Origin of the sequence: Enterobacter sp. BNK-16 (genome assembly GCF_048684955.1) — a bacterium.
GTDB lineage: Bacteria > Pseudomonadota > Gammaproteobacteria > Enterobacterales > Enterobacteriaceae > Enterobacter > Enterobacter bugandensis.
Window position 1 is genome coordinate 4,576,855 of the sequence record NZ_JBLQTQ010000001.1, and the last position, 24,193, is coordinate 4,601,047.

At 56.9% G+C, this 24,193-nt stretch carries 24 protein-coding genes, 4 tRNA genes and 1 other RNA gene; 14 read left to right on the top strand and 15 right to left on the bottom strand.

The features are described from left to right. Positions 1 to 42 precede the first annotated feature (42 nt). The 6 genes from ACMGGH_RS21960 (at position 43) to ACMGGH_RS21985 (ending at position 1,039) form a co-directional block, all read left to right on the top strand. Positions 43 to 118: transfer RNA gene (locus ACMGGH_RS21960), tRNA-Val, on the top strand. Positions 119 to 159: 41 nt separating this feature from the next. Then, positions 160 to 235, top strand: a tRNA-Val gene (locus ACMGGH_RS21965). A gap of 29 nt (positions 236 to 264) precedes the next feature. After that, a tRNA-Val gene (locus ACMGGH_RS21970) sits at positions 265 to 340 on the top strand. Positions 341 to 344: 4 nt separating this feature from the next. Continuing rightward, positions 345 to 420, top strand: a tRNA-Lys gene (locus ACMGGH_RS21975). Between the two features lie 26 nt (positions 421 to 446). After that, a non-coding RNA gene (locus tag ACMGGH_RS21980) (RtT sRNA) lies at positions 447 to 575 on the top strand. A 125-nt stretch (positions 576 to 700) separates the two neighbouring features. Further along, positions 701 to 1,039: a FlxA-like family protein gene (locus tag ACMGGH_RS21985; RefSeq protein WP_232948904.1), complete on the top strand. Its 339-nt coding sequence runs from the start codon at positions 701 to 703 to the stop codon at positions 1,037 to 1,039. Here the strand turns inward: ACMGGH_RS21985 and ACMGGH_RS21990 are convergent. Next, positions 1,036 to 1,971, bottom strand: coding sequence for a LysR family transcriptional regulator (locus tag ACMGGH_RS21990; protein ID WP_041908810.1), 936 nt, complete (start codon positions 1,969 to 1,971; stop codon positions 1,036 to 1,038). The two genes, ACMGGH_RS21985 and ACMGGH_RS21990, sit on opposite strands and share 4 nt — an antisense overlap. An 89-nt stretch (positions 1,972 to 2,060) precedes the next feature. Here ACMGGH_RS21990 and ACMGGH_RS21995 point away from each other — a divergent pair, with 89 nt between their 5' ends. Beyond that, the gene (locus ACMGGH_RS21995) at positions 2,061 to 3,056 is read left to right on the top strand and encodes a bile acid:sodium symporter family protein (RefSeq protein WP_232948905.1); all 996 of its coding nucleotides are present in this window, start codon (positions 2,061 to 2,063) and stop codon (positions 3,054 to 3,056) included. Here the strand turns inward: ACMGGH_RS21995 and ACMGGH_RS22000 are convergent. From ACMGGH_RS22000 to zipA, 3 genes are all read right to left on the bottom strand, one after another. Next, positions 3,053 to 3,268, bottom strand: coding sequence for a DUF3820 family protein (locus ACMGGH_RS22000; RefSeq protein ID WP_003861328.1), 216 nt, complete (start codon positions 3,266 to 3,268; stop codon positions 3,053 to 3,055). The genes ACMGGH_RS21995 and ACMGGH_RS22000 overlap by 4 nt on opposite strands. 1 nt (position 3,269) lies before the next feature. After that, positions 3,270 to 5,285 (bottom strand): NAD-dependent DNA ligase LigA, encoded by a 2,016-nt coding sequence (gene ligA, locus ACMGGH_RS22005; RefSeq protein WP_232948906.1) that lies wholly within the window; start codon positions 5,283 to 5,285, stop codon positions 3,270 to 3,272. Between the two features lie 72 nt (positions 5,286 to 5,357). Continuing rightward, a complete protein-coding gene (gene zipA, locus ACMGGH_RS22010; protein WP_232948907.1) occupies positions 5,358 to 6,335 on the bottom strand; it encodes a cell division protein ZipA in 978 nt (325 codons plus the stop codon). A 230-nt stretch (positions 6,336 to 6,565) separates the two neighbouring features. On the opposite strand from zipA, the gene cysZ reads away from it, so the two are divergent. The 5 genes from cysZ (at position 6,566) to crr (ending at position 11,359) form a co-directional block, all read left to right on the top strand. Then, positions 6,566 to 7,327: a sulfate transporter CysZ gene (gene cysZ, locus ACMGGH_RS22015; RefSeq protein WP_028013995.1), complete on the top strand. Its 762-nt coding sequence runs from the start codon at positions 6,566 to 6,568 to the stop codon at positions 7,325 to 7,327. A 163-nt stretch (positions 7,328 to 7,490) separates the two neighbouring features. Further along, the gene (gene cysK, locus ACMGGH_RS22020) at positions 7,491 to 8,462 is read left to right on the top strand and encodes a cysteine synthase A (RefSeq protein ID WP_028013996.1); all 972 of its coding nucleotides are present in this window, start codon (positions 7,491 to 7,493) and stop codon (positions 8,460 to 8,462) included. Positions 8,463 to 8,779: 317 nt separating this feature from the next. Continuing rightward, the gene (gene ptsH, locus ACMGGH_RS22025; RefSeq protein ID WP_000487600.1) at positions 8,780 to 9,037 is read left to right on the top strand and encodes a phosphocarrier protein Hpr; all 258 of its coding nucleotides are present in this window, start codon (positions 8,780 to 8,782) and stop codon (positions 9,035 to 9,037) included. A 44-nt stretch (positions 9,038 to 9,081) separates the two neighbouring features. Next, on the top strand, positions 9,082 to 10,809 hold the full coding sequence (ptsI, locus tag ACMGGH_RS22030) for a phosphoenolpyruvate-protein phosphotransferase PtsI (protein WP_008501604.1): 1,728 nt from the start codon (positions 9,082 to 9,084) through the stop codon (positions 10,807 to 10,809). Between the two features lie 40 nt (positions 10,810 to 10,849). After that, entirely contained in the window at positions 10,850 to 11,359 is a 510-nt protein-coding gene (gene crr / locus ACMGGH_RS22035) for a PTS glucose transporter subunit IIA (protein ID WP_003861316.1), read from the top strand. Positions 11,360 to 11,403: 44 nt separating this feature from the next. On the opposite strand, the gene pdxK is transcribed toward crr, so the two are convergent. The 10 genes from pdxK to ACMGGH_RS22085 all read right to left on the bottom strand — a co-directional run bounded on the left by pdxK (position 11,404) and on the right by ACMGGH_RS22085 (position 19,698). Continuing rightward, entirely contained in the window at positions 11,404 to 12,240 is an 837-nt protein-coding gene (gene pdxK / locus ACMGGH_RS22040; protein WP_025758776.1) for a pyridoxine/pyridoxal/pyridoxamine kinase, read from the bottom strand. Between the two features lie 5 nt (positions 12,241 to 12,245). Continuing rightward, positions 12,246 to 13,157, bottom strand: a complete 912-nt coding sequence (gene cysM, locus ACMGGH_RS22045) for a cysteine synthase CysM (protein WP_028013998.1) — start codon at positions 13,155 to 13,157, stop codon at positions 12,246 to 12,248. 67 nt (positions 13,158 to 13,224) lie between these two features. Beyond that, entirely contained in the window at positions 13,225 to 14,319 is a 1,095-nt protein-coding gene (gene cysA / locus ACMGGH_RS22050) for a sulfate/thiosulfate ABC transporter ATP-binding protein CysA (protein WP_008501607.1), read from the bottom strand. Continuing rightward, the gene (gene cysW / locus ACMGGH_RS22055) at positions 14,309 to 15,184 is read right to left on the bottom strand and encodes a sulfate/thiosulfate ABC transporter permease CysW (RefSeq protein ID WP_232948908.1); all 876 of its coding nucleotides are present in this window, start codon (positions 15,182 to 15,184) and stop codon (positions 14,309 to 14,311) included. Before cysW ends, cysA begins: the two co-directional genes overlap by 11 nt. Further along, positions 15,184 to 16,017 carry a sulfate/thiosulfate ABC transporter permease CysT gene (gene cysT / locus ACMGGH_RS22060; RefSeq protein WP_088205026.1) on the bottom strand — a complete coding sequence of 278 codons (834 nt, stop codon included), beginning with the start codon at positions 16,015 to 16,017 and terminating at the stop codon, positions 15,184 to 15,186. The genes cysW and cysT overlap by 1 nt, the downstream gene beginning before the upstream one ends. Then, a complete protein-coding gene (locus tag ACMGGH_RS22065) occupies positions 16,017 to 17,030 on the bottom strand; it encodes a sulfate ABC transporter substrate-binding protein (protein WP_047368059.1) in 1,014 nt (337 codons plus the stop codon). Before ACMGGH_RS22065 ends, cysT begins: the two co-directional genes overlap by 1 nt. A 175-nt stretch (positions 17,031 to 17,205) precedes the next feature. Next, positions 17,206 to 18,105, bottom strand: a complete 900-nt coding sequence (locus tag ACMGGH_RS22070) for a Dyp-type peroxidase (RefSeq protein WP_420299203.1) — start codon at positions 18,103 to 18,105, stop codon at positions 17,206 to 17,208. Positions 18,106 to 18,197: 92 nt separating this feature from the next. Then, positions 18,198 to 18,773: an RpoE-regulated lipoprotein gene (locus ACMGGH_RS22075; RefSeq protein ID WP_028014004.1), complete on the bottom strand. Its 576-nt coding sequence runs from the start codon at positions 18,771 to 18,773 to the stop codon at positions 18,198 to 18,200. A gap of 63 nt (positions 18,774 to 18,836) precedes the next feature. After that, positions 18,837 to 19,286, bottom strand: a complete 450-nt coding sequence (locus ACMGGH_RS22080; protein WP_041908792.1) for a DUF2919 domain-containing protein — start codon at positions 19,284 to 19,286, stop codon at positions 18,837 to 18,839. After that, positions 19,273 to 19,698, bottom strand: coding sequence for a GNAT family acetyltransferase (locus ACMGGH_RS22085; protein WP_003861292.1), 426 nt, complete (start codon positions 19,696 to 19,698; stop codon positions 19,273 to 19,275). Before ACMGGH_RS22085 ends, ACMGGH_RS22080 begins: the two co-directional genes overlap by 14 nt. A 212-nt stretch (positions 19,699 to 19,910) precedes the next feature. Between ACMGGH_RS22085 and amiA the strand changes: the two genes are divergently transcribed. Together amiA and hemF are read left to right on the top strand one after the other, a co-directional pair. Continuing rightward, complete coding sequence (gene amiA / locus ACMGGH_RS22090) at positions 19,911 to 20,786, top strand: N-acetylmuramoyl-L-alanine amidase AmiA (protein ID WP_232948909.1); 876 nt, start codon at positions 19,911 to 19,913, stop codon at positions 20,784 to 20,786. Further along, positions 20,786 to 21,685, top strand: a complete 900-nt coding sequence (gene hemF / locus ACMGGH_RS22095) for an oxygen-dependent coproporphyrinogen oxidase (RefSeq protein WP_232948910.1) — start codon at positions 20,786 to 20,788, stop codon at positions 21,683 to 21,685. Before amiA ends, hemF begins: the two co-directional genes overlap by 1 nt. A gap of 64 nt (positions 21,686 to 21,749) precedes the next feature. Here hemF and maeB read toward each other — a convergent pair whose 3' ends face one another. Next, the gene (maeB, locus tag ACMGGH_RS22100; protein WP_028014008.1) at positions 21,750 to 24,029 is read right to left on the bottom strand and encodes an NADP-dependent oxaloacetate-decarboxylating malate dehydrogenase; all 2,280 of its coding nucleotides are present in this window, start codon (positions 24,027 to 24,029) and stop codon (positions 21,750 to 21,752) included. Between the last annotated feature and the right edge of the window lie 164 nt (positions 24,030 to 24,193).

Genomic DNA, 24,193 nt, shown 5'->3' on the forward strand with positions numbered 1-24,193 from the left:
ACTCATTTTCAACTCTCCCTATAATGCGACTCCACACAGCGGGGGTGATTAGCTCAGTTGGTAGAGCATCTCCTTTACACGGAGGGGGTCGGCGGTTCGAGCCCGTCATCACCCACCATCTACTTCGGTAGACTCGCAGTGTAGATAAGAATTGAGATTGGGCGATTAGCTCAGTTGGTAGAGCATCTCCTTTACACGGAGGGGGTCGGCGGTTCGAGCCCGTCATCGCCCACCATTCTCACCTTATCAAAGCAGTACCGAAATGGGCGATTAGCTCAGTTGGTAGAGCATCTCCTTTACACGGAGGGGGTCGGCGGTTCGAGCCCGTCATCGCCCACCATTTCGGGTCGTTAGCTCAGTTGGTAGAGCAGTTGACTTTTAATCAATTGGTCGCAGGTTCGAATCCTGCACGACCCACCAATGTAAAAAAGCGCCCTAAAGGCGCTTTTTTGCTATCTGCGATCTGGATGATTCGAACCTGCAGCAGGTTCGAGCCGAACGCAGTGAGGCACCGGAGCCGTTTACGGCGACGGCCCGAAGGGCGAGCGAAGCGAGTCATCCTGCACGACCCACCAATATAAAAAAGCGCCCTAAAGGCGCTTTTTTGCTATCTGCGATATAAAAATGTGAACCTGCCGCATTTTCCTCAAGCTAATCCCGTCGGTGCCGATACCTCTGTTTTAAAACGCGAGGAAAAAGTATGACGACCATTCAGGCTTCAACCCAACAGATTCAAACCAGCGGCGCGAGTGGCTCTTCGAGCAGTAACGATATCTCTGCGCAAATCACCCGCATTCTCGACAAGATCAAAAAGCTGACCCAGCAGTTAAAAGAGCTGGCAAACAGCCCCGGCAGTGCAGATGAGAAGAAGAAGCAGCAGGAACTGATTCAGACCCAGATCAAAGTGCTGCAGGCACAGCTCGCCGCACTGCAGCGCCAGCAGGCCGAAGAAGCTCAGAAGAAGCAGGATCAAAAACTGGGCAAAGTAGAAGGCGTGAATAGCCCGTCAGACACTAATCAGATTGATATCTTCATCTAATCGTCTGATGCGTTAAACAGTGGATCGCGTATGCGGGCCTCGGTTAATCGTTGTGCCTGGATACGCACCACTTCCCAGATGGCCTGCGCCGCACCCGAGAGCGAACGATTTTTTCGCCGCACCAGCATAAGCTTTCGTTCGACAACGGGCGTCAGCCGCTTCACCGCCAGCTGGCTTCCCTGCGGCAGGGGAAGCGCCAGAGCGGGCAACACGCTGATGCCAATTCCGGCTTCCACCATCGGAAACAGCGTGGCCGGATGACCAATCTCCTGCACGATCGTTGCCTTAACGCCCTGATTCACCAGCGCGGAATCAATCAGCGGACGGCTGCCTGAGGCATAATCCTGTAAAACCAGGTTCGCCCCCTGCAGGGACTGCCAGCTGACCTCGAGCAACGCTGCCAGCGGGTCGTCGTCACGGCAGAGCAGCAAAAAAGGCTCAGAAAGAACGCTTTCGCATTCCAGATCGCTCACCTGGCCAGGATCGATCACAATACCAAAATCCACATCCCCCTGGCGGATGCTCTCCAGCACCCACTGCTGCGGTCTGTCATGCAGGACAAAATCAATATCAGGATAGCGATGGTTTCCCTCGGCAATACATTGCGGGATAAGGTGCGCGGATATCGTCTGGCTGGCCGCAACCCGCACGGTGCCCGACAGCTGCTGCCCCAGCCTCCCCACGTCTCTGAGCGTGCTGTTCAGCTCATCAAGCAGCCGTTCAAGACGCAGGGCCAGCTGCTGCCCGGCTTCGGTCAGGACCACTTCGCGCGTGGTGCGATCAAGCAACCTAACGCCGGTCTGGTTTTCCAGCTCCTTCACGCTGTGGCTGACCGCCGACTGGCTCAGGCCAATCATCTCCCCTGCCCGGCTAAAGCTGCGGGCATGGGCGACGGTGACGAAAATGCGAAGCTGGCGTAGGGAATAATTCATCTGTTTAATTCATGAATGGATGCAATAAATCAATTTTATTTCTCAAATGGAAAAAAGCACAATAGCGACATCTGTTTTCAGGAGTCATTATGAAACTATTTCGTATTCTTGATCCGTTTACACTTACCCTGGTGGCCACCGTTTTACTGGCCTCGTTCTTCCCTGCTCGCGGCGGTTTCGTCCCTTTTTTTGAGGGACTGACGACAGCCGCCATCGCACTGCTGTTCTTTATGCACGGCGCAAAGCTCTCCCGCGAAGCGATTATCGCTGGCGGTAGCCACTGGCGACTGCACCTCTGGGTGATGTGCAGCACGTTTATTCTGTTCCCGATCCTCGGGGTGCTGTTTGCCTGGTGGGCACCGGTTAACGTCGATCCGGCGCTCTACACCGGTTTCCTGTATCTCTGTATTCTCCCTGCCACCGTGCAGTCTGCCATTGCCTTTACCTCTCTTGCCGGAGGGAACGTTGCAGCCGCGGTCTGCTCCGCATCGGCATCCAGCCTGTTGGGGATTTTCGTCTCCCCGCTGCTGGTGGGCCTGCTGATGAACATGCACGGCGCGGAAGGTAACCTTGAACAGGTCGGCAAAATCTGCCTGCAGCTGCTGCTGCCGTTTGTCCTGGGCCATCTCTCGCGTCCGTGGACCGGGGCGTTCGTGGCGAAGCATAAGAAATGGATCTCCAAAACCGACCAGTCGTCGATTCTGCTGGTGGTCTATTCCGCCTTCAGCGAAGCGGTCGTGAACGGGATCTGGCATAAGGTGGGCGCAGGCTCGCTGCTGTTTATCGTGGTGGTCAGCCTCGTTCTGCTGGCAATTGTCATTGCGGTGAACGTTTTTGTGGCGCGCAAGTGCGGGTTCAGCAAAGCCGATGAGATCACCATCGTCTTCTGCGGCTCCAAAAAGAGCCTGGCGAACGGTATCCCGATGGCGAACATTCTGTTCCCCACCTCGGTGATCGGGATGATGGTGCTGCCGCTGATGATTTTCCATCAGATCCAGCTGATGGTCTGCGCGGTGCTGGCACGTCGCTACAAGCGCCAGACGGAAAAGCTGGCGCAGGAAAAGACCCGCGCCGCGAAGGCTTAAGGACGCTTCAGGGGCTGTACCAGCTGGGTCAGCCCCTCGGTTTTGATCAGTAACGTGATAGCCATCAGCTCGCCCAGGCGCCCGGCGGGGAATTCGTCCTTACGGGCGAACCACAGCAGGTACTCCTCCGGCAAATCGATCAGCCTGCGGCCCTTATATTTACCGAAAGGCATTTCCGTATTGGCGATCTCAACGAGCTGCTCTTTCTCCACGTTACTCTCCTAACAGGCGCATCATTTCCGCTTCGTCGATAACCTCAATGCCGAGCTCCTGGGCTTTCGCCAGCTTCGAACCCGCAGCTTCGCCGGCAATCACCAGGTCGGTTTTCTTCGACACGCTGCCCGCCACTTTGGCCCCCAGCGCCACCAGACGCGTTTTTGCATCGTCGCGTGAAAGCTGGCTAAGGCTACCGGTTAGCACCACGGTTTTACCGGCAAATGGGCTATCAATTTCTTCGGCGTTGACCACCACCGGCGCGGGCCATTTAATGCCCTCTTCCAGCAGCTTGCCGATGACCTCGCGGTTGCTCTCTTCGGCAAAGAAGTTAAAGACGTGCGTGGCGACGACGATGCCGACGTCCGGCACTTTCTGCAGCTCGTCGATGCTTGCCTTTTCCAGCGCCTCCAGCGTACCAAAGTATGCGGCTAAACCTGCCGCCGTCGCTTCGCCGACTTCACGAATGCCCAGCGCGTACAGGAAGCGGGCGAAGGTCGTCTCTTTCGCTGCTTCCAGCGCGTTAACCACGTTCTGGGCTGACTTCGGCCCCATGCGATCCAGACCGGTCAGTTTGCCCGCCGTGAGCCTGAACAGATCCGCTGGCGTATGGACATACTCTTTCTCAACCAGCTGATCGATAATCTTGTCGCCCATGCCGTCAACGTCCATTGCGCGACGGGAAACAAAGTGCTTAAGCGACTCTTTACGCTGCGCGCCGCAGATCAGGCCGCCCGTACAGCGGGCCACCGCTTCGCCTTCCACACGCTCTACGTCAGAGCCGCATACCGGGCAGTGGGTCGGGAAAACGACCTCGCGCGTATCAGCAGGACGCTCTGACTCAACAACGTTCACCACCTGCGGGATAACATCGCCCGCGCGGCGAATCACCACTTTGTCACCGATGCGCAGGCCGAGGCGTTCGATTTCATCGGCGTTGTGCAGCGTAGCGTTACTCACCAGCACGCCTGCGACCTGCACCGGCTCCAGTCGAGCGACCGGAGTAATAGCGCCCGTACGGCCCACCTGAAACTCCACGTCGCGAACGAAGGTCATCTGCTCCTGGGCAGGGAATTTAAACGCCACCGCCCAGCGCGGTGCACGCGCCACAAAGCCCAGCTGCTCCTGCAGCGCCAGCGAATTGACCTTGATGACAACGCCATCGATATCAAAGCCGAGCGACGGACGGTCCTCTTCCACTTTGTGGTAGAACGCCAGCACCGCTTCCGGCGAGTCGCAGAGCTGAACGCGGTTGCTCACCGGCAGGCCCCAGGCTTTAAACTGCAGCAGACGCCCGAGGTGCGTATCCGGTAACTCACCACCTTCCAGAATACCGACGCCGTAGCAGAAGAAAGTAAGCGGTCGCTTCGCGGTGATGCGCGGGTCAAGCTGGCGCAGAGAGCCTGCCGCCGCGTTACGCGGGTTAGCAAACACTTTCCCGCCGGTGCGACGCGCCTCTTCGTTAATTTTCTCGAATCCCGCCTGCGGCAGGAACACCTCGCCGCGCACTTCCAGACGCGCGGGAATGTTGTCACCCTGCAGCTTCAGCGGGATCGCGCGGATGGTTCGCACGTTGGTGGTGATGTCTTCACCCGTCGTACCGTCGCCACGCGTGGCGGCGCGCACCAGCACGCCGTTTTCATAGAGAAGGCTGACCGCCAGGCCGTCGAGCTTCAACTCGCAGCACCAGGTGAGGGAATCGCTGCTTTTCAGACGGTCCTGCACGCGCTTGTTAAACGCGAGGAAGCTCTCTTCATCAAAGACGTTGTCCAGCGACAGCATCGGCACTTCGTGACGCACCTGGCTGAAAGCCCCCAGCGGCTCGGCGCCGACGCGCTGGGTAGGAGAATCTGGCGTAATCAGTTCCGGGTGCTGCGCCTCCAGCTCGCGCAGCTCGCGCATCAGCCGGTCATACTCCGCATCAGGCACTTCCGGTGCGTCCATAACATGATAGAGATATTCATGATGGCGAAGCGTGGTTCGCAGTTCAGTGAGTTGTTGTTCGATTGAGTCCATATCGCACCATCAATGAGAAAAAACCCCCGACAGGCGGGGGTTGTTGAGGAGGAGTTGAAGTAAACGCGACAATTACGCGTTAGCTTCCTTTACTTCGCGGATGCGGTCCTGATACTCGCGCAGCTTCTGCGGGGTCATCATTCGACGCTGATCGTCGAGCACCACACCACCCACTTCATCAGCGATGTGCTGAGCGGACTGCAGCATCAGCTTGAAGTTTTGCAGCTCGTCGCCGTAGGACGGCACCTGCATAAAGATAGTGACACCCGGCGTCACGAAATCACCGGTCATTTCCGGGTCAAAGGTGCCTGGGTTGACCATATTGGCCAGGCTAAACAGCGCCGGACCACTACCGTCAGGGCTCAGGTGGCGATGGAAAATATTCATATCGCCAAACTTGAAGCCTGCCTGTTGAATACTGTTGAGCAGCACGTCACCGTTGAGATGGCTGCCGTGATGCGCGGCCACGTTCATGATGATCACCGCTTCTTTACGCTGCGGCTTTTCAACAACCGGTTCAGGCTCGACGACTGGCTCTGGCTCAACGTGCGGAGCCGGAGCGGGCTGCGGCGCAGGCTGTACATGAACAGGCTGCTGTGGCTGCTGGTGCACAGGTTGCTGTTGCACGGGCTGCTGCACAGGTTGCTGTTGAACCGGCTGTGGCGCAGCGGGCTGCTGTTGGACAGGCGGTTGCGGCGGCTGACGTACAGGTTCTTCCACTGGCTGTGGCGCTGGCTGGCGCGGCTGGGCAGAGGCATACGGCGGTTGATACTGGTGCTGCGGAGCGCGGGGGGCTTCATGCTCCCCATGAGCCGCGCCGGGCGCAGTATTGACCCGATGAACACGAACTTCACCCACGCCGTCGTCGTCGCTACCGGTGATGTCATCTTCAGTGTCATCATCATCACGACTGGACTTCATGCGCTTCAGTGGGCGATCGCGAAACATCGAGGAACGCTCTTTACGGCTGGTCCAGAAACCATGTACCAGTAAAGCGATTATGGCGATCGCGCCAACAATGATTAATATCAGACGCAAATCCTGCATCATTATATTCTCTGTTGTTCTAACACCTTGCCACCACGGCAAACATTTACTCACTAAGAGTATTTGCCGTTTACGTCAAGTGCAAGTGTGTGCAGAGCATTCGCAGCATAAAGATGAAGTAAATCGTGCTTTTTGCTGGTTTTTCGAACATTTCCGAACTGGTCATTGGTCCGCAAGTGGATAATATAGGCGGGCAATTCCACTGGTTGTGAAAAAAGGAGTACAGCCTGGTTATGGTTTCAACATCGTCTTCTCCCCCGCGCAGCGGCGTCTGGTATTTTTCTCAGGGCTGGAAGCTGGTCTCACTGCCAGGTATCCGTCGCTTCGTCATTCTGCCGCTGCTGATCAACATTATTCTGATGGGCGGCGCGTTCTGGTGGCTGTTCACAAAGCTCGAAAGCTGGATCCCGTCGCTGATGAGCTACGTGCCGGACTGGCTGCAGTGGCTTAACTACCTGCTCTGGCCGGTGGCGGTCATCTCCGTGCTGCTGGTATTCGGCTATTTATTCTCAACGATCGCGAACTGGATAGCCGCGCCGTTTAACGGCCTGCTGGCGGAACAGCTGGAGGCGCGACTTACCGGCGCGACGCCACCGGACACGGGCGTGCTGGGGATCGTGAAAGATATCCCGCGCATTATGAAGCGCGAGTGGCAGAAGTTTGCCTGGTACCTCCCCCGCGCGGTTGTACTCCTTGCCCTCTACTTTGTCCCCGGCATTGGCCAGACGGTTGCGCCGGTGCTGTGGTTTCTGTTCAGCGCCTGGATGCTGGCCATCCAGTACTGCGACTATCCGTTCGATAACCACAAGGTGCCGTTTAAAGCGATGCGCACCGCCCTGCGCACCCGGAAGGTCGCTAATATGCAGTTCGGCGCGCTGACCAGCCTGTTCACCATGATTCCCTTCCTTAACTTGTTCATCATGCCGGTTGCGGTTTGCGGCGCGACGGCGATGTGGGTGGACTGCTATCGTGCTAAGCACGCGTTATGGAAATAATGCAAAAATGTGTAAAGCAGGGGTGGCTTATGCCGCCCCTTATTCCATACTGATCCCCATTATTTCCTTGCAGTATATAGATATGCGAATTCCTTACTTCCCCCTACCTGCTTAGCAGGTATGCTGGGTCGGTATCCCAATTTCATACAGTTAAGGACAGGCCATGAGTAAGATTTATGAAGACAACTCGCTGACTATCGGTCATACGCCCCTGGTTCGACTGAACCGTATCGGTAATGGACGCATTCTGGCGAAGGTCGAATCACGCAACCCGAGCTTCAGCGTAAAATGCCGCATCGGTGCAAACATGATTTGGGATGCTGAAAAACGCGGCGTGCTGAAGCCAGGCGTTGAGCTGGTGGAACCGACCAGCGGTAACACCGGTATCGCTCTGGCCTATGTTGCTGCCGCACGCGGCTACAAGCTGACCCTGACCATGCCGGAAACCATGAGCATCGAACGTCGCAAACTGCTCAAAGCGCTGGGGGCGAACCTGGTCCTGACCGAAGGCGCGAAGGGCATGAAAGGTGCCATTCAGAAAGCGGAAGAGATCGTGGCCAGCGATCCGGCGAAATATCTTCTGCTGCAGCAGTTCAGCAACCCGGCTAACCCTGAAATTCACGAGAAGACCACCGGCCCGGAAATCTGGGAAGATACTGACGGCCAGGTTGACGTATTTATCTCCGGCGTCGGCACCGGCGGCACGCTGACCGGCGTGTCTCGCTATATTAAAGGCACAAAAGGTAAAAAAGAGCTGATTACCGTTGCCGTTGAACCTACCGACTCCCCGGTTATCGCTCAGGCGCTGGCGGGTGAAGAGCTTAAGCCTGGCCCGCATAAAATTCAGGGCATCGGCGCGGGCTTCATTCCGGGTAACCTGGATCTGAAGCTGATCGATAAAGTCGTTGCCATCACGAACGAAGAAGCCATCTCTACCGCGCGTCGTCTTATGGATGAAGAAGGCATTCTGGCGGGTATCTCTTCCGGTGCGGCCGTTGCGGCAGCGCTCAAACTTCAGGAAGATGAAGCCTTTACCAATAAGAATATTGTGGTTATCCTTCCTTCCTCGGGTGAGCGTTACCTGAGCACCGCACTGTTTGCCGATCTGTTCACGGAAAAAGAGCTGCAACAGTAGTGCCAGTATGTTAATAACGCGTAAAAAAGCACCTTTTCGGGTGCTTTTTTGTGGCCTGCTTCAAACTTTTGACCCTCCTGGCATTGCTTCACCCCGATGTGTCTGGTATTTAAACCAGCAATTATTTTGAAGCGTGAAATTAATCAGTGAACGAAATACCCTTGCTGAATCGATTTTATGATTTGGTTCAAGTCTTCCTTTCGCTGCATAATGTTTAATGACGATTGAAACGTCAGCGCTAACAATACAGGCTAAAGTTAAGCCGCCAGGCTAGACTTTAGTTCCACAACACTAAACCTATAAGTTGGGGAAATACAATGTTCCAGCAAGAAGTTACCATTACCGCTCCGAACGGTCTGCACACCCGCCCTGCTGCTCAGTTTGTTAAAGAAGCGAAAGGCTTCACTTCTGAAATCACTGTAACTTCCAACGGCAAAAGCGCTAGCGCAAAAAGCCTGTTCAAACTGCAGACTCTGGGCCTGACTCAGGGCACCGTTGTTACCATCTCTGCTGAAGGTGAAGACGAGCAGAAAGCAGTTGAGCATCTGGTTAAACTGATGGCTGAGCTCGAGTAAGTTTCCGGGTTCTTTTAAATATCAGTCACAAGTAAGGTAGGGTTATGATTTCAGGCATTTTAGCATCCCCGGGTATCGCTTTCGGCAAAGCACTGTTGCTGAAAGAAGACGAGATCGTCATCGACCGGAAAAAAATTTCTGCCGACAAGGTTGATCAGGAAGTTGAACGTTTTCTGAGCGGTCGTGCCAAGGCATCTGCGCAACTGGAAGCGATCAAAACTAAAGCTGGCGAAACTTTCGGTGAAGAAAAAGAAGCCATCTTCGAAGGGCATATCATGCTGCTCGAAGATGAGGAGCTGGAGCAGGAAATCATAGCCCTGATTAAAGATAAAGGCATGACGGCCGACGCGGCTGCGCATGAAGTTATCGAAGGTCAGGCAACTGCCCTGGAAGAGCTGGATGATGAATACCTGAAAGAGCGTGCGGCTGACGTACGTGACATCGGTAAGCGCCTGCTGCGCAACATCCTGGGCCTGGCCATTATCGACCTGAGCGCGATTCAGGATGAAGTGATCCTGGTTGCCGCTGACCTCACCCCGTCTGAAACCGCACAGCTGAACCTGAAAAAGGTCCTTGGTTTCATCACCGACGCGGGTGGCCGTACCTCCCACACCTCAATCATGGCGCGTTCTCTGGAACTGCCTGCCATCGTGGGCACCGGTAGCGTCACCTCTCAGGTGAAAAACGGCGACTATCTGATTCTGGATGCCGTAAACAATCTGGTTTACGTCAACCCAACTAACGAAGAGATCGAAAAACTGCGCGCGGTTCAGGAGCAGGTTGCGACTGAAAAAGCGGAACTCGCTAAGCTGAAAGACCTGCCAGCCATCACCCTGGACGGCCATCAGGTAGAAGTGTGCGCAAACATCGGTACCGTACGCGACGTTGATGGCGCTGAGCGCAACGGTGCGGAAGGTGTTGGTCTCTATCGTACAGAATTCCTGTTCATGGACCGCGACGCGCTGCCAACGGAAGAAGAGCAGTTTGCTGCGTATAAAGCCGTCGCAGAAGCGTGTGGCTCACAGGCGGTTATCGTCCGTACCATGGACATCGGTGGCGACAAAGAGCTGCCGTACATGAACTTCCCGAAAGAAGAGAACCCGTTCCTGGGCTGGCGTGCCGTGCGTATCGCGATGGATCGTAAGGAGATCCTGCGTGACCAGGTTCGCGCTATCCTGCGTGCCTCCGCTTTCGGTAAGCTGCGCATCATGTTCCCGATGATCATCTCTGTTGAAGAAGTGCGTGCACTGAAGAAAGAGATCGAAATCTACAAACAGGAACTGCGCGACGAAGGTAAAGCATTTGACGAGTCAATTGAGATCGGCGTGATGGTGGAAACACCAGCAGCGGCGACCATTGCGCGTCATTTAGCCAAAGAAGTTGATTTCTTTAGTATCGGCACCAATGATTTAACGCAGTACACCCTGGCAGTTGACCGTGGTAATGATATGATTTCACATCTCTACCAGCCAATGTCACCGTCCGTACTGAACTTGATCAAGCAAGTTATTGATGCTTCTCATGCAGAAGGTAAATGGACTGGCATGTGTGGTGAGCTTGCAGGCGACGAACGTGCTACACTTCTGTTGCTGGGTATGGGTCTGGACGAATTCTCTATGAGCGCCATTTCCATCCCGCGCATTAAGAAGATTATCCGTAACACGAACTTCGAAGATGCGAAGGTGTTAGCAGAGCAGGCTCTTGCTCAACCGACAACGGACGAGTTAATGACGCTGGTTAACAAGTTCATTGAAGAAAAAACAATCTGCTAATCCACGAGATGCGGCCCAAATTACTGCTTAGGAGAAGATCATGGGTTTGTTCGATAAACTGAAATCTCTGGTTTCTGATGATAAGAAAGACTCCGGAACTATTGAGATTGTTGCTCCGCTCTCCGGCGAGATCGTCAACATCGAAGACGTGCCGGATGTAGTGTTTGCTGAGAAAATCGTTGGTGATGGCATTGCTATCAAACCAACTGGCAACAAAATGGTTGCTCCAGTTGACGGCACCATCGGTAAAATTTTTGAAACCAACCATGCGTTCTCTATCGAATCTGATAGCGGTATCGAACTGTTCGTTCACTTCGGTATCGACACCGTTGAACTGAAAGGCGAAGGCTTCAAGCGTATCGCGGAAGAAGGCCAGCGTGTTAAAGTTGGCGACCCGGTGATTGAATTCGATCTGCCACTGCTGGAAGAAAAAGCCAAGTCTACCCTGACGCCGGTTGTTATCTCCAACATGGACGAAATCAAAGAACTGATCAAACTGTCTGGCAGCGTCACCGTGGGCGAAACCCCGGTTATCCGCATCAAGAAGTAATTCTTGCCGCACAGAAAAATGGCGCCTTCGGGCGCCATTTTTGTTTATGCAGGGAGGATAAGCTCGTCGTAGCCTTTCGACTGGGTATAAAGCATCACGTCAGTCACCCGATCGCCGGCCATGCGAATGGCATCAGCAACGGTTTTCCCCTCAACAATTCCGCTCACCAGCTCTGAACAGAACAGATCCCCCGTCCCTTTCAGATCGGTTTCTACGCGCGGATGCGCGCTGACGGTCACACCCTCACGCGTCACCAGCACCACGTGGATGTTTTGCGGGTCATCGGCCACCGGCGCGCTGGTGATCGCCACCCATTTCAGAGTGTCAGAAAGCAACCCCTGCGCGGCGGCAATAGCGCTTTCCGGCGTCCGGCACGGCTTACCGCTTAACACTTCCAGCTCATAGACGTTTGGCGTAATCCCCTGCGCCAGCGGCAGCAGGTGTTCCCGGTAGGCTTCCGGGATATCCGGCTTCACGTACATTCCGCTGTCGATATCGCCGATAACCGGGTCGACCAGCACCAGCAGGTCAGGATGCTGCGCTTTGACCGCTTTCAGCCACTGCGCCAGCAGCGCGATCTGGCTGGCGCTGCCCATATAGCCGGTAGTGACCGCTTTAAGCTCGCGCAGGATCTCGCGCTCTTCCAGCGCCTTCAGGTAGCCGCTGAACCACTCGTCGGGGATCACCCCGCCGTAGAAGGTATCGTAGTGCGGCGTGTTGCTAAATAGCACCGTCGGCACGGCGGTCACGTTCAGCCGGTGGGTACGAATATTTGGCACCGCAATGCTGTTCCCCACGCTGCCGTAAACCACCTGCGACTGCACCGCGACAATGTCGGTTTGCTGCGCCCGGGTGTTATCCCGGAATAGAATCATCTCCATGACGCTTAAATCCCCGCCCCCTGCGAATAACTCTCTTCACCAAAGACGCCGGTAGACAAATAGCGATCGCCGCGATCGCAGATAATCGCCACCACGACCGCACCGGGATTTGCCTGCGCCACGCGCAACGCCCCCGCTACCGCGCCCCCCGAGCTGACCCCGCAGAAGATGCCTTCACGCACGGCCAGCTCACGCATGGTATTCTCCGCCTCGCGCTGATGAATATCCAGCACCCGATCCACCAGCTGCGCATTAAAAATGCCCGGCATATACTCCGCAGGCCAGCGGCGAATGCCCGGAATGCTGCTCCCCTCTTCCGGCTGCAGACCAACAATGGTGACCGGTTTCTCCTGCTCGCGCAAAAAACGGGACACGCCGGTAATGGTGCCGGTGGTGCCCATGCTGGAGACAAAATGGGTGATGCGCCCGCCGGTTTGCTGCCAGATTTCCGGCCCGGTGGTGGTGTAGTGCGCGTACGGGTTGTCCGGGTTATTGAACTGATCGAGCAGTTTACCTTCTCCGCGCTCGGCCATCGCTAACGCTAAGTCTCGCGCCCCTTCCATCCCCTGCTCTTTGGTTACCAGAATCAGCTCGGCCCCGTAGGCGCGCATCGCGGCGCGGCGCTCCTGGCTCATGTTGTCCGGCATCAGCAGCTTCATGCGGTAGCCTTTCAGCGCCGCAATCATTGCCAGCGCAATACCGGTGTTGCCGCTGGTAGCTTCAATCAGCACATCGCCTGGCTTAATTTCACCGCGTTTCTCGGCCTGGACAATCATCGACAGCGCCGCACGGTCTTTCACCGACCCTGCCGGGTTGTTGCCTTCGAGTTTGACCCAGATTTCGCTGCCGTTGGCACATCCCATGCGCTGAAGCTTGACCAGAGGGGTGTTGCCGATGGTGTGTTCGAGTGTATTCACGATTTTTACTCAATAAAAAGCCCGGTAAGCATCACGCCACCGGGCGAAAAACATACTCAGTAACCTATCAGGCTGACTCCGCCAGAGCAATATCCTCGCGCGTCTCAATCCGCTCCTTACCGTGATAGATGCGCGCATGCTGCAGCCCGACAAACAGGCGCTCTCCCCGGTGCGGCGGGACGTCGTCGCGCATGACCACGGTCAGCGGCTCGGTATACCAGCCCAGCGGCTGTACCACCAATTGGGTGTAGTGTCCTTTAGGGCTAGCTTCCAGCACCTGCACCGGCAGTGGGGAATCCAGGCTGGTGCGGCGGCTGACGTCCACTTCCCACGGGCGCAGGAACAGATCGACCGGCCCCTGATGTGCGGAGGTGTAGCCCAGCGGCCAGCGGTGCGCGCCCACGTGGAACTGACCGCCGCGAATGGTGCCCTGCAGTCGGTTCACCTCGCCCATAAACTCCAGCACGAAGCGGGTCGCCGGCTCGCGCCAGAGCTGTTCCGGCTCGTCAACCTGCTCGATGTTGCCCTGGCTCATGACCACCACGCGGTCCGCGACTTCCATCGCCTCTTCCTGATCGTGGGTCACGAAGACGCTGGTGAATTTCAGCTCTTCATGCAGTTGGCGCAGCCAGCGACGCAGCTCTTTGCGCACCTGCGCATCCAGCGCGCCGAAGGGTTCATCCAGCAGTAGTATTTGCGGCTCAACGGCCAGCGCACGTGCCAGCGCCACGCGCTGCTTCTGCCCGCCGGAAAGCTGCGCCGGGAAACGGTCCGCCAGATGCGCCAGCTGCACCATCTCCAGCAGTTTGGTTACTTTCGCCTTAATAGTTGCTGCATCCGGGCGTTCACGACGCGGCAGCACCGTCAGGCCAAAGGCGATATTGTCGAAGACGGTCATGTGGCGGAACAGCGCATAATGCTGGAAGACAAAGCCGACTTTACGATCGCGGGCGTGCAGGCGGCTCACGTCGGTGCCGTGGAAGCGGATGTGCCCGCTGGTCTGATGCTCAAGCCCGGCGATGATCCGCAGCAGCGTCGTTTTACCCGAGCCAGACGGCCCCAGCAGCGCCACCATTTGTCCGGAAGGGATATCCAGTGAGATATCATTCAGCACCTGGGTGCGACCAAAAGACTTCTTAATATTGGCAATCTCAATGCTCATGATTTCCCTCCTGATGCTGACGTTTTTCCTGATTCTCTAAACGCCACTGCACCACACTCTTCAAAAACAGGGTCAAAATCGCCATCAGCGTCAGCAACGCTGCGGCAGTAAAGGAACCGACGGTGTTGTAGTCCTGTTCCAGTAATTCAATCTGCAGCGGCAGTGACAGCGTTTCACCGCGAATCGAGCCGGATACCACCGACACCGCACCAAACTCACCGATGGCGCGGGCGTTGGTCAGCACCACGCCGTAAAGCAGCGCCCAGCGGATATTCGGCAACGTCACGCGGCGGAACATCTGCCAGCCGGATGCGCCAAGCAGAACGGCCGCTTCGTCTTCATTGCTGCCCTGGCTTAACATCACCGGCACCAGCTCACGTACCACAAATGGGCAGGTCACGAAGATGGTCACCAGCACCATGCCCGGCCAGGCGAACATGATCTGCAGGTTATGTTCATCCAGCCAGCCGCCCAGCGGGCCGTTGGAGCCGTAAAAGAGCAGGTAAACCAGACCGGCAACAACAGGCGACACGGCAAACGGAATATCCAGCAGAGTCAGCAGCAGCTGACGTCCCGGGAAGTTAAAGCGCGTCACCAGCCAGGCCAGCAGCGTACCGAAGACCAGGTTCACCGGCACGGTGATCAGCGCAATCAGCACCGTCAGCCAGATGGCGTGCAGCATGTCCGGGTTCGCCAGGTTCTCCAGCGCGGGTATCAGCCCCTTGCTGAACGCCTGGACGAAGATATAAACCGTCGGCACGACGAGAATGAGGGCGGAAACCAGCACGCCCACACCAATCAGAAACCATTTACCCCAGTTGATGCGGGGCGCATCGTATCGCTTCAATTGCGTAACTTCCGCCATCAGTGACCTACCACACGTCGACCAAAGCGACTTTGCAGAGTGTTTATCGAATACAGCAGCAGCAGCGAGGCCGCGAGGATCACCGAGGCAATCGCGCTCGCCGCCGGATAATCAAACTCCTGCAGGCGGATGAAAATCATCAGCGAGGTGACTTCCGTTTTCCAGGCGATGTTCCCGGCGATAAAAATCACCGCGCCGAACTCACCCAGACTGCGGGTAAACGACAGCGCGACGCCTGCCATCAGCGCCGGAGAGAGCTCCGGCAGAATCACTTTACGGAAGCTCTGCCAGCGCGTGGCGCCCAGCGTTTCCGCCGCTTCTTCGTATTCCGGACCCAGCTCTTCCAGTACCGGCTGCACGGTACGCACCACAAACGGGATGCTGGTAAAGGCCATCGCCACCGCGATCCCGAGCCAGGTATAGGTCACCTTGATGTCAAATTTCGCCAGCCACTCGCCGTACAGCCCGTTCACGGAGAAGAGCGACGCGAGGGTTAAGCCCGCAACCGCCGTCGGCAGCGCAAACGGCAGATCCATCAGGGCATCAAGCAGCGTACGGCCCGGGAAGCGATAGCGGGTTAAGATCCACGCCATCAGCAGGCCAAACACGCCGTTAAAAATGGAGGCAACAAACGCCGACAGCAGCGTCACCTTATAGGCCGCCACCACCTGCGGGTTGGTGACCACGTCCCAGTACTGCGCCCAGCTCATCTGAGCAAGCTGCATCACCAGCGCGCTGAGCGGCAACAGCAGGATCAGGCAGACGAACAGCAGGCTGGTCCCGAGGCTTAAGGTAAAGCCCGGCAGCACGCGTTTAGTCGAGACTGCAAACATTACTTACGCCCCGCCGCCAGCAGTTTGTCTAACTCACCGCCGCTGGCAAAGTGCGTTTTCATCACCTCAGGCCAGGAGCCGAAATGATCTTCCACGCGGAACAGCGCGGTCTGCGGGAATTTGTCCTTCAGTTTGTTCATTACGTCGGGGTTGTTCACGCGGTAGTAGTAATCGGTGATGATGGCCTGCGCCTGCGGGCTGTACAGGTAGTTGAGATAGGCTTTTGCCGCTTTCTCGGTGCCGTTCGCCTGCACGTTTTTATCCACCCACGCCACCGGGAACTCAGCCAGGATGTTGGTTTTCGGAATAACCACCTCGAAGCCCTGCGCTTCGTACTGCTTGCGAATGTTGTTCACTTCGGATTCGAAGCTGATCAGCACGTCGCCCAGACCACGCTCGGCGAAAGTCGTGGTCGCGCCGCGGCCGCCGGTATCAAACACTTCGACGTTTTTCAGGAACTGGGTCATGAACTGCTCGGTCTTCGCTTTATCCTTACCGTCAGCCTTGTCTGCCGCGCCCCACGCGGCTAAATAGGTGTAGCGCGCGTTACCTGAAGTTTTTGGGTTCGGGAAAATCAGCTTCACGTCGGAACGCACCAGGTCGCTCCAGTCGTGGATGTTCTTCGGGTTGCCCTTACGCACCAGGAAGCCCATGGTGGAGTAGAACGGCGAGCTATTGTTTGGCAAGCGGCTCTGCCAGTCAGCCGGGAGCAGTTTGCCCTTGTCGTGCAGGATCTGCACGTCAGTCACCTGGTTGTAGGTCACGACATCTGCTTTCAGCCCCTGCAAAATCGCCAGCGCCTGCTTGGATGAACCGGCGTGGGACTGCTTGATGGTCAGCTTATCGCCATTGTTTTCTTTCGCCCACTGCTGCTCGAACGGTGGGTTAAGGGCGGCAAACAGCTCGCGGGAGACATCATACGAGCTGTTCAGCAGCTCGGTCGCCTGCGCCTGGGCCACCAGCAGTAAACCTGCCAGCGCCAGAGTTCCTTTTTTCAGTACAGTAACGGCCATTGCGCACCCTTATAAATGTGATGACTATCTTATAGTCATAATATTTATAACGGGGATGAAAGGAGTAACGGTTTTATATACCGTTTGGTGATTTACAAGCAGAAAAGGGAATAAGGGTGCGGGGAAAATTGCCGGGTGGCGCTAACGCTTACCCGGCCTACGTATGGGGAGCGTTTTACAGCGTCAGCAGGCGCTCAACGGACGGCGCAAAATAGTAGCCGCCGGTTACCGGGCGGGTGAAGCGCAGCATGGCGTCGCGCTTGCCGTCAGTGTCACCGAACATGCTCAGCAGCTGCTGCTCAATATTGTGCAGCCGCGCGCAGTAGGCGCAGAAGTAGAGGCCGTGTGTGCCGCTTGCCGTGCCGTACGGCAGGCTCTGACGAACAATTTTGAGCCCCTTGCCGTCTTCCTTAAGGTCAACGCGGGACAGGTGCGAGGTCGCCGGGCGCGCATCGCCGTCGATCTCTTCGTTGGCTTCTTTGGTGCGGCCAATCATCATCTCCTGGTCGTGCACGCTCATGCGGTTAAGCTGCTTGAGGTTGTGCTCCCAGCGCTGGACGAACACGTAGCTGCCGCCCGCGTCCACGCCGTCTTTGATGACCGCCACGTCGCGACGAACCTCTTCACCCGCCGGGTTTTCGGTGCCGTCAACGAAGCCGCTCAGATCGCGCTCTTCCACCCAGCGGAAGCCGTGAACCTCTTCCTGCACGTCGATGCTGTCGCCAAACGCTTCAACCGCCGCCTGAGCAACGGAGAAGTTCACGTCGTGGCGCAGAGAGAGGATGTGGATCAGCACGTCGTATTGGGTGGCTGGCGCCAGGCCTTTGCCGTAAGGGATAAAGTCCTTCAGCTCTTCCGCGCCTTCGCCGTCGCTCAGCTGACGCCAGACGTTATTGCCGAAAGCGACAACGGCCCCCAGATGGGCGTCCGGGAATTTGGCCTGGAAGGTGGCCAGTTTATCAACGAAAACTTTGCTGGCCGCGCGCAGGGCATCCACGTCCCCTTTAACATTGGCTTCAATCCAAATCGCCGCGCGGCAATGTTCTGGCAAAATGCCACTCTGAACCTGAGACATCGCTCCTCCTGAAATAAAGATGCCACGTCAGCGTGGCATTGATGGCGGCTATTATACCCGGATTTCAGCGAGGCGGTTTGTTCAGGCGCAAATTACTGCTTCCAGAGTATTTTGCTCACTTTCCAGCTCTTCAGCGTGTCGTCAGAGGGCATCAATCCTTCCGGACCGCTCCAGGTTCCGGTGAAGACATAGCTGATGTGCTGGCTGCCTTCCGCCTTACATTCCACCGCCACGCCATCGTCTGAAGGGGCGCTGCTGCAGTTGCCAAAGGCCTGTTTATAAAGATCGCTAAACGGAGTGCCCACCTTTACGCCGCTGGCGGTCGGAATATCTTCGTCCATCACGGCAATGCGGTTCACCGTCCCTTTATCACCGTTAATCACCAGCGCCAGCTTGTCGCCCTTTAGCGCTTCAAAGTAACGCACAATGTTGCCATTCTCGGTTTTCATCCCGCTACGCAGGCGATAGTCACTGCTCAGGGCATCCTGAATAGCGTCCTGATCGAGCGCCGTTGACGCGGTAATTTTTCCTACGCCCTGCTCGGTCACTTCGGTGGAAGAGCCAAACCAGTTCCACGGATACGCGGCGGACCAGTTAATGGAGGAGAGCGTCGAACAGCCGGTTAACGCCAGCGGGAGAGCGCATAAAAGTAAACGCAGCGATTTCATTGAAACGTCCTTTCTAATTAAATCAACGCTTGTTGGAGTGCGGCATCGGCAAAAAGTGCCGCGCTAATCTGACTCTTGCGTAAAACAGGCGCGTAAGCGGGGATTCGTCAGCAGCCACATCAGCGCCACAATATCCGCCACCACCAGCGCGATGCCAATACCGGAAAGCGGTTCACCCAGCCACCAGAGCACGGGTTGCCAGAACAGCAGCGCGATCTGGGCGAGGATCAGCAGCCAGCGAAGCGCACGCCACAGACGCGGGATTACATGCCGTCGACCGCTGCACAAAAAAGCCACTACCGCCGGTACGCCCGGCAGTAAGCCGAGCCAGAAGGCATCGTGGTCGGGATAAAAGAGATTCAGCAGCGTATCGCCCTGCCCGCGCGACGCACCGGCCATCACAAACAGTACCCAGGTACGGGCCTGGAGGAGCAAAACGCACCAGAACAAAAACGGCAGCCTGACGCGGCCCTGCGCGTCATAGTCAGCCGGGTGGATCTCAGTACTCTTCATCTTCGATCAGGCGCTTACCCAGCGTCAGCACGTCGGCGTGCTCGTAGCCCAGACGCTCATACATGCCCAGCACCACGTCGTTATCTTCCCGCACCATGATCTGGATTTTCGGGCAGCCGCGGGCGATGAGTTTCTTTTCCAGACGATTGAGCAGCGCGTTGGCGATGCCACGCGCCCGGTATTCCGGGTGCACGCCCAGATAATAGGCCGAGCCGCGGTGGCCGTCATACCCGCCCATTACCGTCCCAACCACCTCGCCGTTCACTTCCGCGACCAGAAACAGGCTAACGTCGTGATTCACCTTACGTTCGATATCCATTTCAGGATCGTTCCACGGACGCAGCAGATCGCAGCGCTCCCAAAGGGTGATCACCTCTTCGAAATCTTCCTGGCGAAAAACGCGTATCTCCATGGTATTAACCGCCTTTTCGGGTTTAAAAACAGTGATTATGGCGTGAACGGGGCGTTTAGCCAATAACCGGGGAAAATCTCGCCAAAATTTGGCATAATGTCACTTTGTCACGTATTGAAATGAAAAGTAAAACAATTCTCAATAAGGACTGTCGTAACGGGAAACACGATACGATATAACACCAGGACCCCATTTTTCAGTATTCAGGCCGCATGAGCACATTCAAACCATTAAAAACACTCACATCGCGTCGTCAGGTTCTCAAAGCGGGGCTGGCGGCCTTAACGTTAACGGGCATCGCTAAGCAGGCTCAGGCAAAAGACGAGAGCACGCTCAAAACCAGTAACGGACACAGCAAACCGAAAACCAAAAAGCCGGGCGCAAAGCGTCTGGTGATGCTCGATCCGGGCCACGGCGGTATTGATACCGGCGCCATTGGCCGAAACGGTTCGAAAGAAAAACACGTCGTGCTGGCAATTGCAAAAAATGTGCGATCGATTTTACGCAGCAATGGCATTGACGCCCGCCTGACGCGCACAGGCGACACGTTCATTCCGCTGTATGACCGCGTCGAGATCGCCCACAAGCACGGCGCCGACCTGTTTATGTCGATCCACGCGGATGGCTTCACAAACCCTTCCGCCGCGGGCGCGTCGGTGTTTGCCCTCTCCAACCGCGGCGCCAGTAGCGCTATGGCGAAATACCTTTCCGATCGCGAAAACCGGGCGGATGAAGTGGCCGGTAAGAAAGCCACGGATAAAGATCATCTGTTGCAGCAGGTGCTGTTCGATCTCGTGCAAACGGACACCATCAAAAACAGCCTGACGCTCGGCTCGCATATCCTCAAGCGGATTAAGCCGGTGCACCGTCTGCACAGTAAAAGCACGGAACAGGCGGCGTTTGTGGTGCTGAAGTCACCGTCCATCCCGTCCGTGCTGGTGGAAACGTCCTTTATTACCAATCCGGAAGAAGAGCGCCTGCTCGGCACCACGGCGTTTCGCCAGAAGATCGCCAACGCCATCGCCTCCGGCATTATCAGTTACTTCAACTGGTTCGATAACCAGAAAGCGCACTCCAGGAAACGCTGATGAAACCTAATGCACAGCTGGTCAAAACGTTCCTGCTGCAGCTGCAGGATGAGATATGCCGGAAACTGGCCGCCGCAGACGGCGGTGAATTCAAGGAAGATAGCTGGCAGCGCGAAGCGGGCGGCGGCGGGCGCAGCCGCGTGCTGCGTAACGGCGGCATCTTCGAACAGGCGGGCGTGAATTTTTCCCACGTTCACGGCGACGCCATGCCCGCGTCCGCTACCGCGCACCGCCCTGAACTGGCGGGCCGCAGCTTCGAAGCGATGGGCGTCTCGCTGGTGATCCACCCGCATAACCCGTTTGTTCCGACCAGCCACGCCAACGTCCGCTTTTTCATCGCGGAGAAGCCAGGAGCCGATCCGGTCTGGTGGTTTGGCGGCGGTTTCGACATGACGCCCTACTACGGCTTCGAAGAGGATGCCGTGCACTGGCACACCACCGCGCGGGACCTTTGCCTGCCGTTTGGCGAAGACGTTTACCCGAAATATAAAAAGTGGTGCGACGACTACTTTTACCTGAAGCACCGCGACGAGCAGCGCGGCATCGGCGGGCTGTTCTTTGACGATCTCAACACGCCGGATTTTGATACGGCATTTAGCTTTATGCGCGCGGTGGGCGAAGGGTTCACCGACGCGTACCTGCCGATTGTCGAACGCCGTAAAAACACCGACTACGGCGTGCGCGAGCGTGAGTTCCAGCTTTATCGTCGCGGGCGGTACGTGGAGTTCAACCTGGTGTGGGATCGCGGGACGCTGTTCGGCCTGCAGACCGGCGGACGCACGGAGTCGATTCTGATGTCGATGCCGCCGCTGGTGCGCTGGGAGTACAGCTACGAGCCAAAAGAAGGCAGCCCGGAGGCTGCCTTGAGTGAGTTCCTTAAAGTACGCGACTGGATTTAACTGCCGGATGGTGCTGCGCTTATCCGGCCTACTCAATCCCCAGGTCGGGTAAGCACACGCGCCCTTACAGCGGCTGCGTCTGCGCCTCAACCACCGCCAGCGCCACCATATTCACGATACGGCGCACGGAGGCAATCGGCGTTAACACGTGCACCGGTTTTGCCACGCCCATCAGCACCGGTCCTACGGTCACCCCTTCAGAGCTGGAGACGCGCAGCAGGTTGTAGCTGATACGCGCCGCTTCCACGTTCGGCATAATCAGGATGTTCGCCGATCCCTTCAGCGGGCTGTCCGGCATACGTTCGTTGCGGATGCTCTCCACCAGCGCGGCATCACCGTGCATTTCCCCGTCAATCATCAGCTCCGGCGCACGCTCGCGCACCAGTTCCAGAGTCTGGCGCATTTTGCACGCCGCCGCGGATTTAGACGAACCAAAGTTTGAGTGCGACAGCAGCGCCACCTTCGGCTCAATACCAAAGCGACGCACGGTCTCGGCGGCCATCACGGTGATCTCCGCCAGCTCGTCCGGGGTTGGATCGTCGTTCACGTAGGTATCGGCAATAAAGGTGTTGCCGCTCGGCAGCAGCAGCGCGTTCATCGCCCCGGCGGTGTGCACGCCGTCGCGATAGCCGAAGATCTCCTGCACCACGCTGAAGTGCTCGTGGTAATCGCCGATGGTGCCGCAGATCAGCGCATCCGCCTCGCCGCGATGGACCATGATCGCGCCGATGACCGTAGTATTGCTGATCACCGCCCGCTGCGCCTGCTCCTGGGTGATCCCGCGACGCTTCATGATCGCGTAATATTCGTTCCAGTACTCCTTGAAGCGCGGATCGGATTCGTTGTTAACGATCTCAAAGTCCACGCCCGGTTTAATCTGCAGGCCCAGCTTCTGAATGCGCATCTCGATCACGCTCGGACGACCAATCAGGATCGGCTTCGCCAGCCCTAAGGTGATCAGCTCCTGCGTGGCGTGCAGCACGCGCGCCTCTTCCCCTTCCGCCAGCACCACACGCTTCGCGTCTGCGCGAGCCTGAGAGAAGATCGGCTTCATAAACAGGTTAGTTTTGTAGACGAACTCGGTGAGTTTATCGACGTACGCGTCGAAATCCTGAATCGGACGCGTCGCCACGCCGGAGTCCATCGCCGCTTTGGCAACGGCTGGCGCAATTTTGACAATCAGGCGCGGATCGAACGGTTTTGGAATGATGTAGTCCGGGCCAAAGCTCAGATCCTGATCCCCGTAGGCGGAGGCGACCACTTCGCTCTGCTCAGCGTGCGCCAGCTCAGCGATGGCGTGAACGGCGGCCAGCTTCATCTCTTCGTTGATCGCCGTCGCGCCAACGTCCAGCGCCCCGCGGAAGATGAACGGGAAGCAGAGCACGTTGTTCACCTGGTTCGGGTAGTCCGAACGGCCGGTACAGATAATGGCGTCTTCGCGCACCGCCTTCGCCAGCGGCGGCAGGATTTCCGGTTCAGGATTCGCCAGCGCCAGGATCATCGGCGCGCGCGCCATTTTCTGCACCATTTCCTGGGTCAGCACTTTCGGGCCTGAACAGCCGAGGAAGATATCCGCGCCGTCAATCACGTCCTCAAGCGTGCGCTTGCCGTCATCTTCCACGGCATACGCCGCTTTGGTTTCCGCCATGTTCGGCTCGCGGTCTTTGTAGATAACACCCTTAGAGTCGCAGACCACGATGTTGTGTTTCTGCATCCCCAGCGCCACCAGCAGGTTCATACAGGCGATGGCCGCCGCGCCCGCGCCGGAGACCACCATGCGCACGTCGGAGAGATTTTTCTCCACCACGCGCAGGCCGTTGAGAATGGCAGCGGTGCTGATAATCGCCGTGCCGTGCTGGTCGTCATGGAACACGGGAATGTTCATACGCTCGCGCAACTTCTGCTCGATATAGAAACATTCCGGCGCTTTGATGTCTTCCAGGTTGATCCCGCCGAAGGTCGGCTCCAGCGCGGCCACCACGTTGATGAACTTATCGGGATCGAGTTCGTCCACTTCGATATCGAACACGTCGATACCGGCAAATTTCTTAAACAGAACGCCCTTCCCTTCCATCACCGGTTTACCGGCCAGGGCACCAATGTTGCCCAGGCCCAGCACCGCCGTACCGTTAGAGATAACGGCGACAAGGTTGCCGCGCGCGGTGTATTTGTAGGCCGCCAGCGGATCTTTTTCGATCTCCAGACATGGCGCAGCCACGCCCGGCGAGTAGGCCAGCGCCAGATCGCGCTGGGTCGCCAGCGGCTTGGTTGGGGAGACCTGAATTTTACCGGGGACAGGGAACTCGTGAAAATCGAGGGCACTCTGTTTTAACTGATCGTCCATCTTGTTATTCCTTTTACGTATCGGTCAGATAGTATCGCCGCTGAGCAGCGCATAAACTTTGAAGGCTGCCAAACTCTCACCATCACACATTAAAAATTGTTATCAATTTATAACAGCCATGTTACCCGTCTCAAAAGCAATGCCTGCCCCGTCTGCTATGCTTT

What these genes read in the sequence shown, in the direction of transcription:
- ACMGGH_RS21985 (WP_232948904.1), top strand. Translation starts at nt 701, where the DNA reads ATGACGACCATTCAGGCTTCAACCCAACAGATTCAAACCAGCGGCGCG.
- ACMGGH_RS21990 (WP_041908810.1), bottom strand. Translation starts at nt 1,971, where the DNA reads ATGAATTATTCCCTACGCCAGCTTCGCATTTTCGTCACCGTCGCCCAT.
- ACMGGH_RS21995 (WP_232948905.1), top strand. Translation starts at nt 2,061, where the DNA reads ATGAAACTATTTCGTATTCTTGATCCGTTTACACTTACCCTGGTGGCC.
- ligA (WP_232948906.1), bottom strand. Translation starts at nt 5,285, where the DNA reads ATGGACTCAATCGAACAACAACTCACTGAACTGCGAACCACGCTTCGC.
- zipA (WP_232948907.1), bottom strand. Translation starts at nt 6,335, where the DNA reads ATGATGCAGGATTTGCGTCTGATATTAATCATTGTTGGCGCGATCGCC.
- cysZ (WP_028013995.1), top strand. Translation starts at nt 6,566, where the DNA reads ATGGTTTCAACATCGTCTTCTCCCCCGCGCAGCGGCGTCTGGTATTTT.
- cysK (WP_028013996.1), top strand. Translation starts at nt 7,491, where the DNA reads ATGAGTAAGATTTATGAAGACAACTCGCTGACTATCGGTCATACGCCC.
- ptsH (WP_000487600.1), top strand. Translation starts at nt 8,780, where the DNA reads ATGTTCCAGCAAGAAGTTACCATTACCGCTCCGAACGGTCTGCACACC.
- ptsI (WP_008501604.1), top strand. Translation starts at nt 9,082, where the DNA reads ATGATTTCAGGCATTTTAGCATCCCCGGGTATCGCTTTCGGCAAAGCA.
- crr (WP_003861316.1), top strand. Translation starts at nt 10,850, where the DNA reads ATGGGTTTGTTCGATAAACTGAAATCTCTGGTTTCTGATGATAAGAAA.
- pdxK (WP_025758776.1), bottom strand. Translation starts at nt 12,240, where the DNA reads ATGGAGATGATTCTATTCCGGGATAACACCCGGGCGCAGCAAACCGAC.
- cysA (WP_008501607.1), bottom strand. Translation starts at nt 14,319, where the DNA reads ATGAGCATTGAGATTGCCAATATTAAGAAGTCTTTTGGTCGCACCCAG.
- cysW (WP_232948908.1), bottom strand. Translation starts at nt 15,184, where the DNA reads ATGGCGGAAGTTACGCAATTGAAGCGATACGATGCGCCCCGCATCAAC.
- cysT (WP_088205026.1), bottom strand. Translation starts at nt 16,017, where the DNA reads ATGTTTGCAGTCTCGACTAAACGCGTGCTGCCGGGCTTTACCTTAAGC.
- ACMGGH_RS22065 (WP_047368059.1), bottom strand. Translation starts at nt 17,030, where the DNA reads ATGGCCGTTACTGTACTGAAAAAAGGAACTCTGGCGCTGGCAGGTTTA.
- ACMGGH_RS22070 (WP_420299203.1), bottom strand. Translation starts at nt 18,105, where the DNA reads ATGTCTCAGGTTCAGAGTGGCATTTTGCCAGAACATTGCCGCGCGGCG.
- ACMGGH_RS22075 (WP_028014004.1), bottom strand. Translation starts at nt 18,773, where the DNA reads ATGAAATCGCTGCGTTTACTTTTATGCGCTCTCCCGCTGGCGTTAACC.
- ACMGGH_RS22080 (WP_041908792.1), bottom strand. Translation starts at nt 19,286, where the DNA reads ATGAAGAGTACTGAGATCCACCCGGCTGACTATGACGCGCAGGGCCGC.
- ACMGGH_RS22085 (WP_003861292.1), bottom strand. Translation starts at nt 19,698, where the DNA reads ATGGAGATACGCGTTTTTCGCCAGGAAGATTTCGAAGAGGTGATCACC.
- amiA (WP_232948909.1), top strand. Translation starts at nt 19,911, where the DNA reads ATGAGCACATTCAAACCATTAAAAACACTCACATCGCGTCGTCAGGTT.
- hemF (WP_232948910.1), top strand. Translation starts at nt 20,786, where the DNA reads ATGAAACCTAATGCACAGCTGGTCAAAACGTTCCTGCTGCAGCTGCAG.
- maeB (WP_028014008.1), bottom strand. Translation starts at nt 24,029, where the DNA reads ATGGACGATCAGTTAAAACAGAGTGCCCTCGATTTTCACGAGTTCCCT.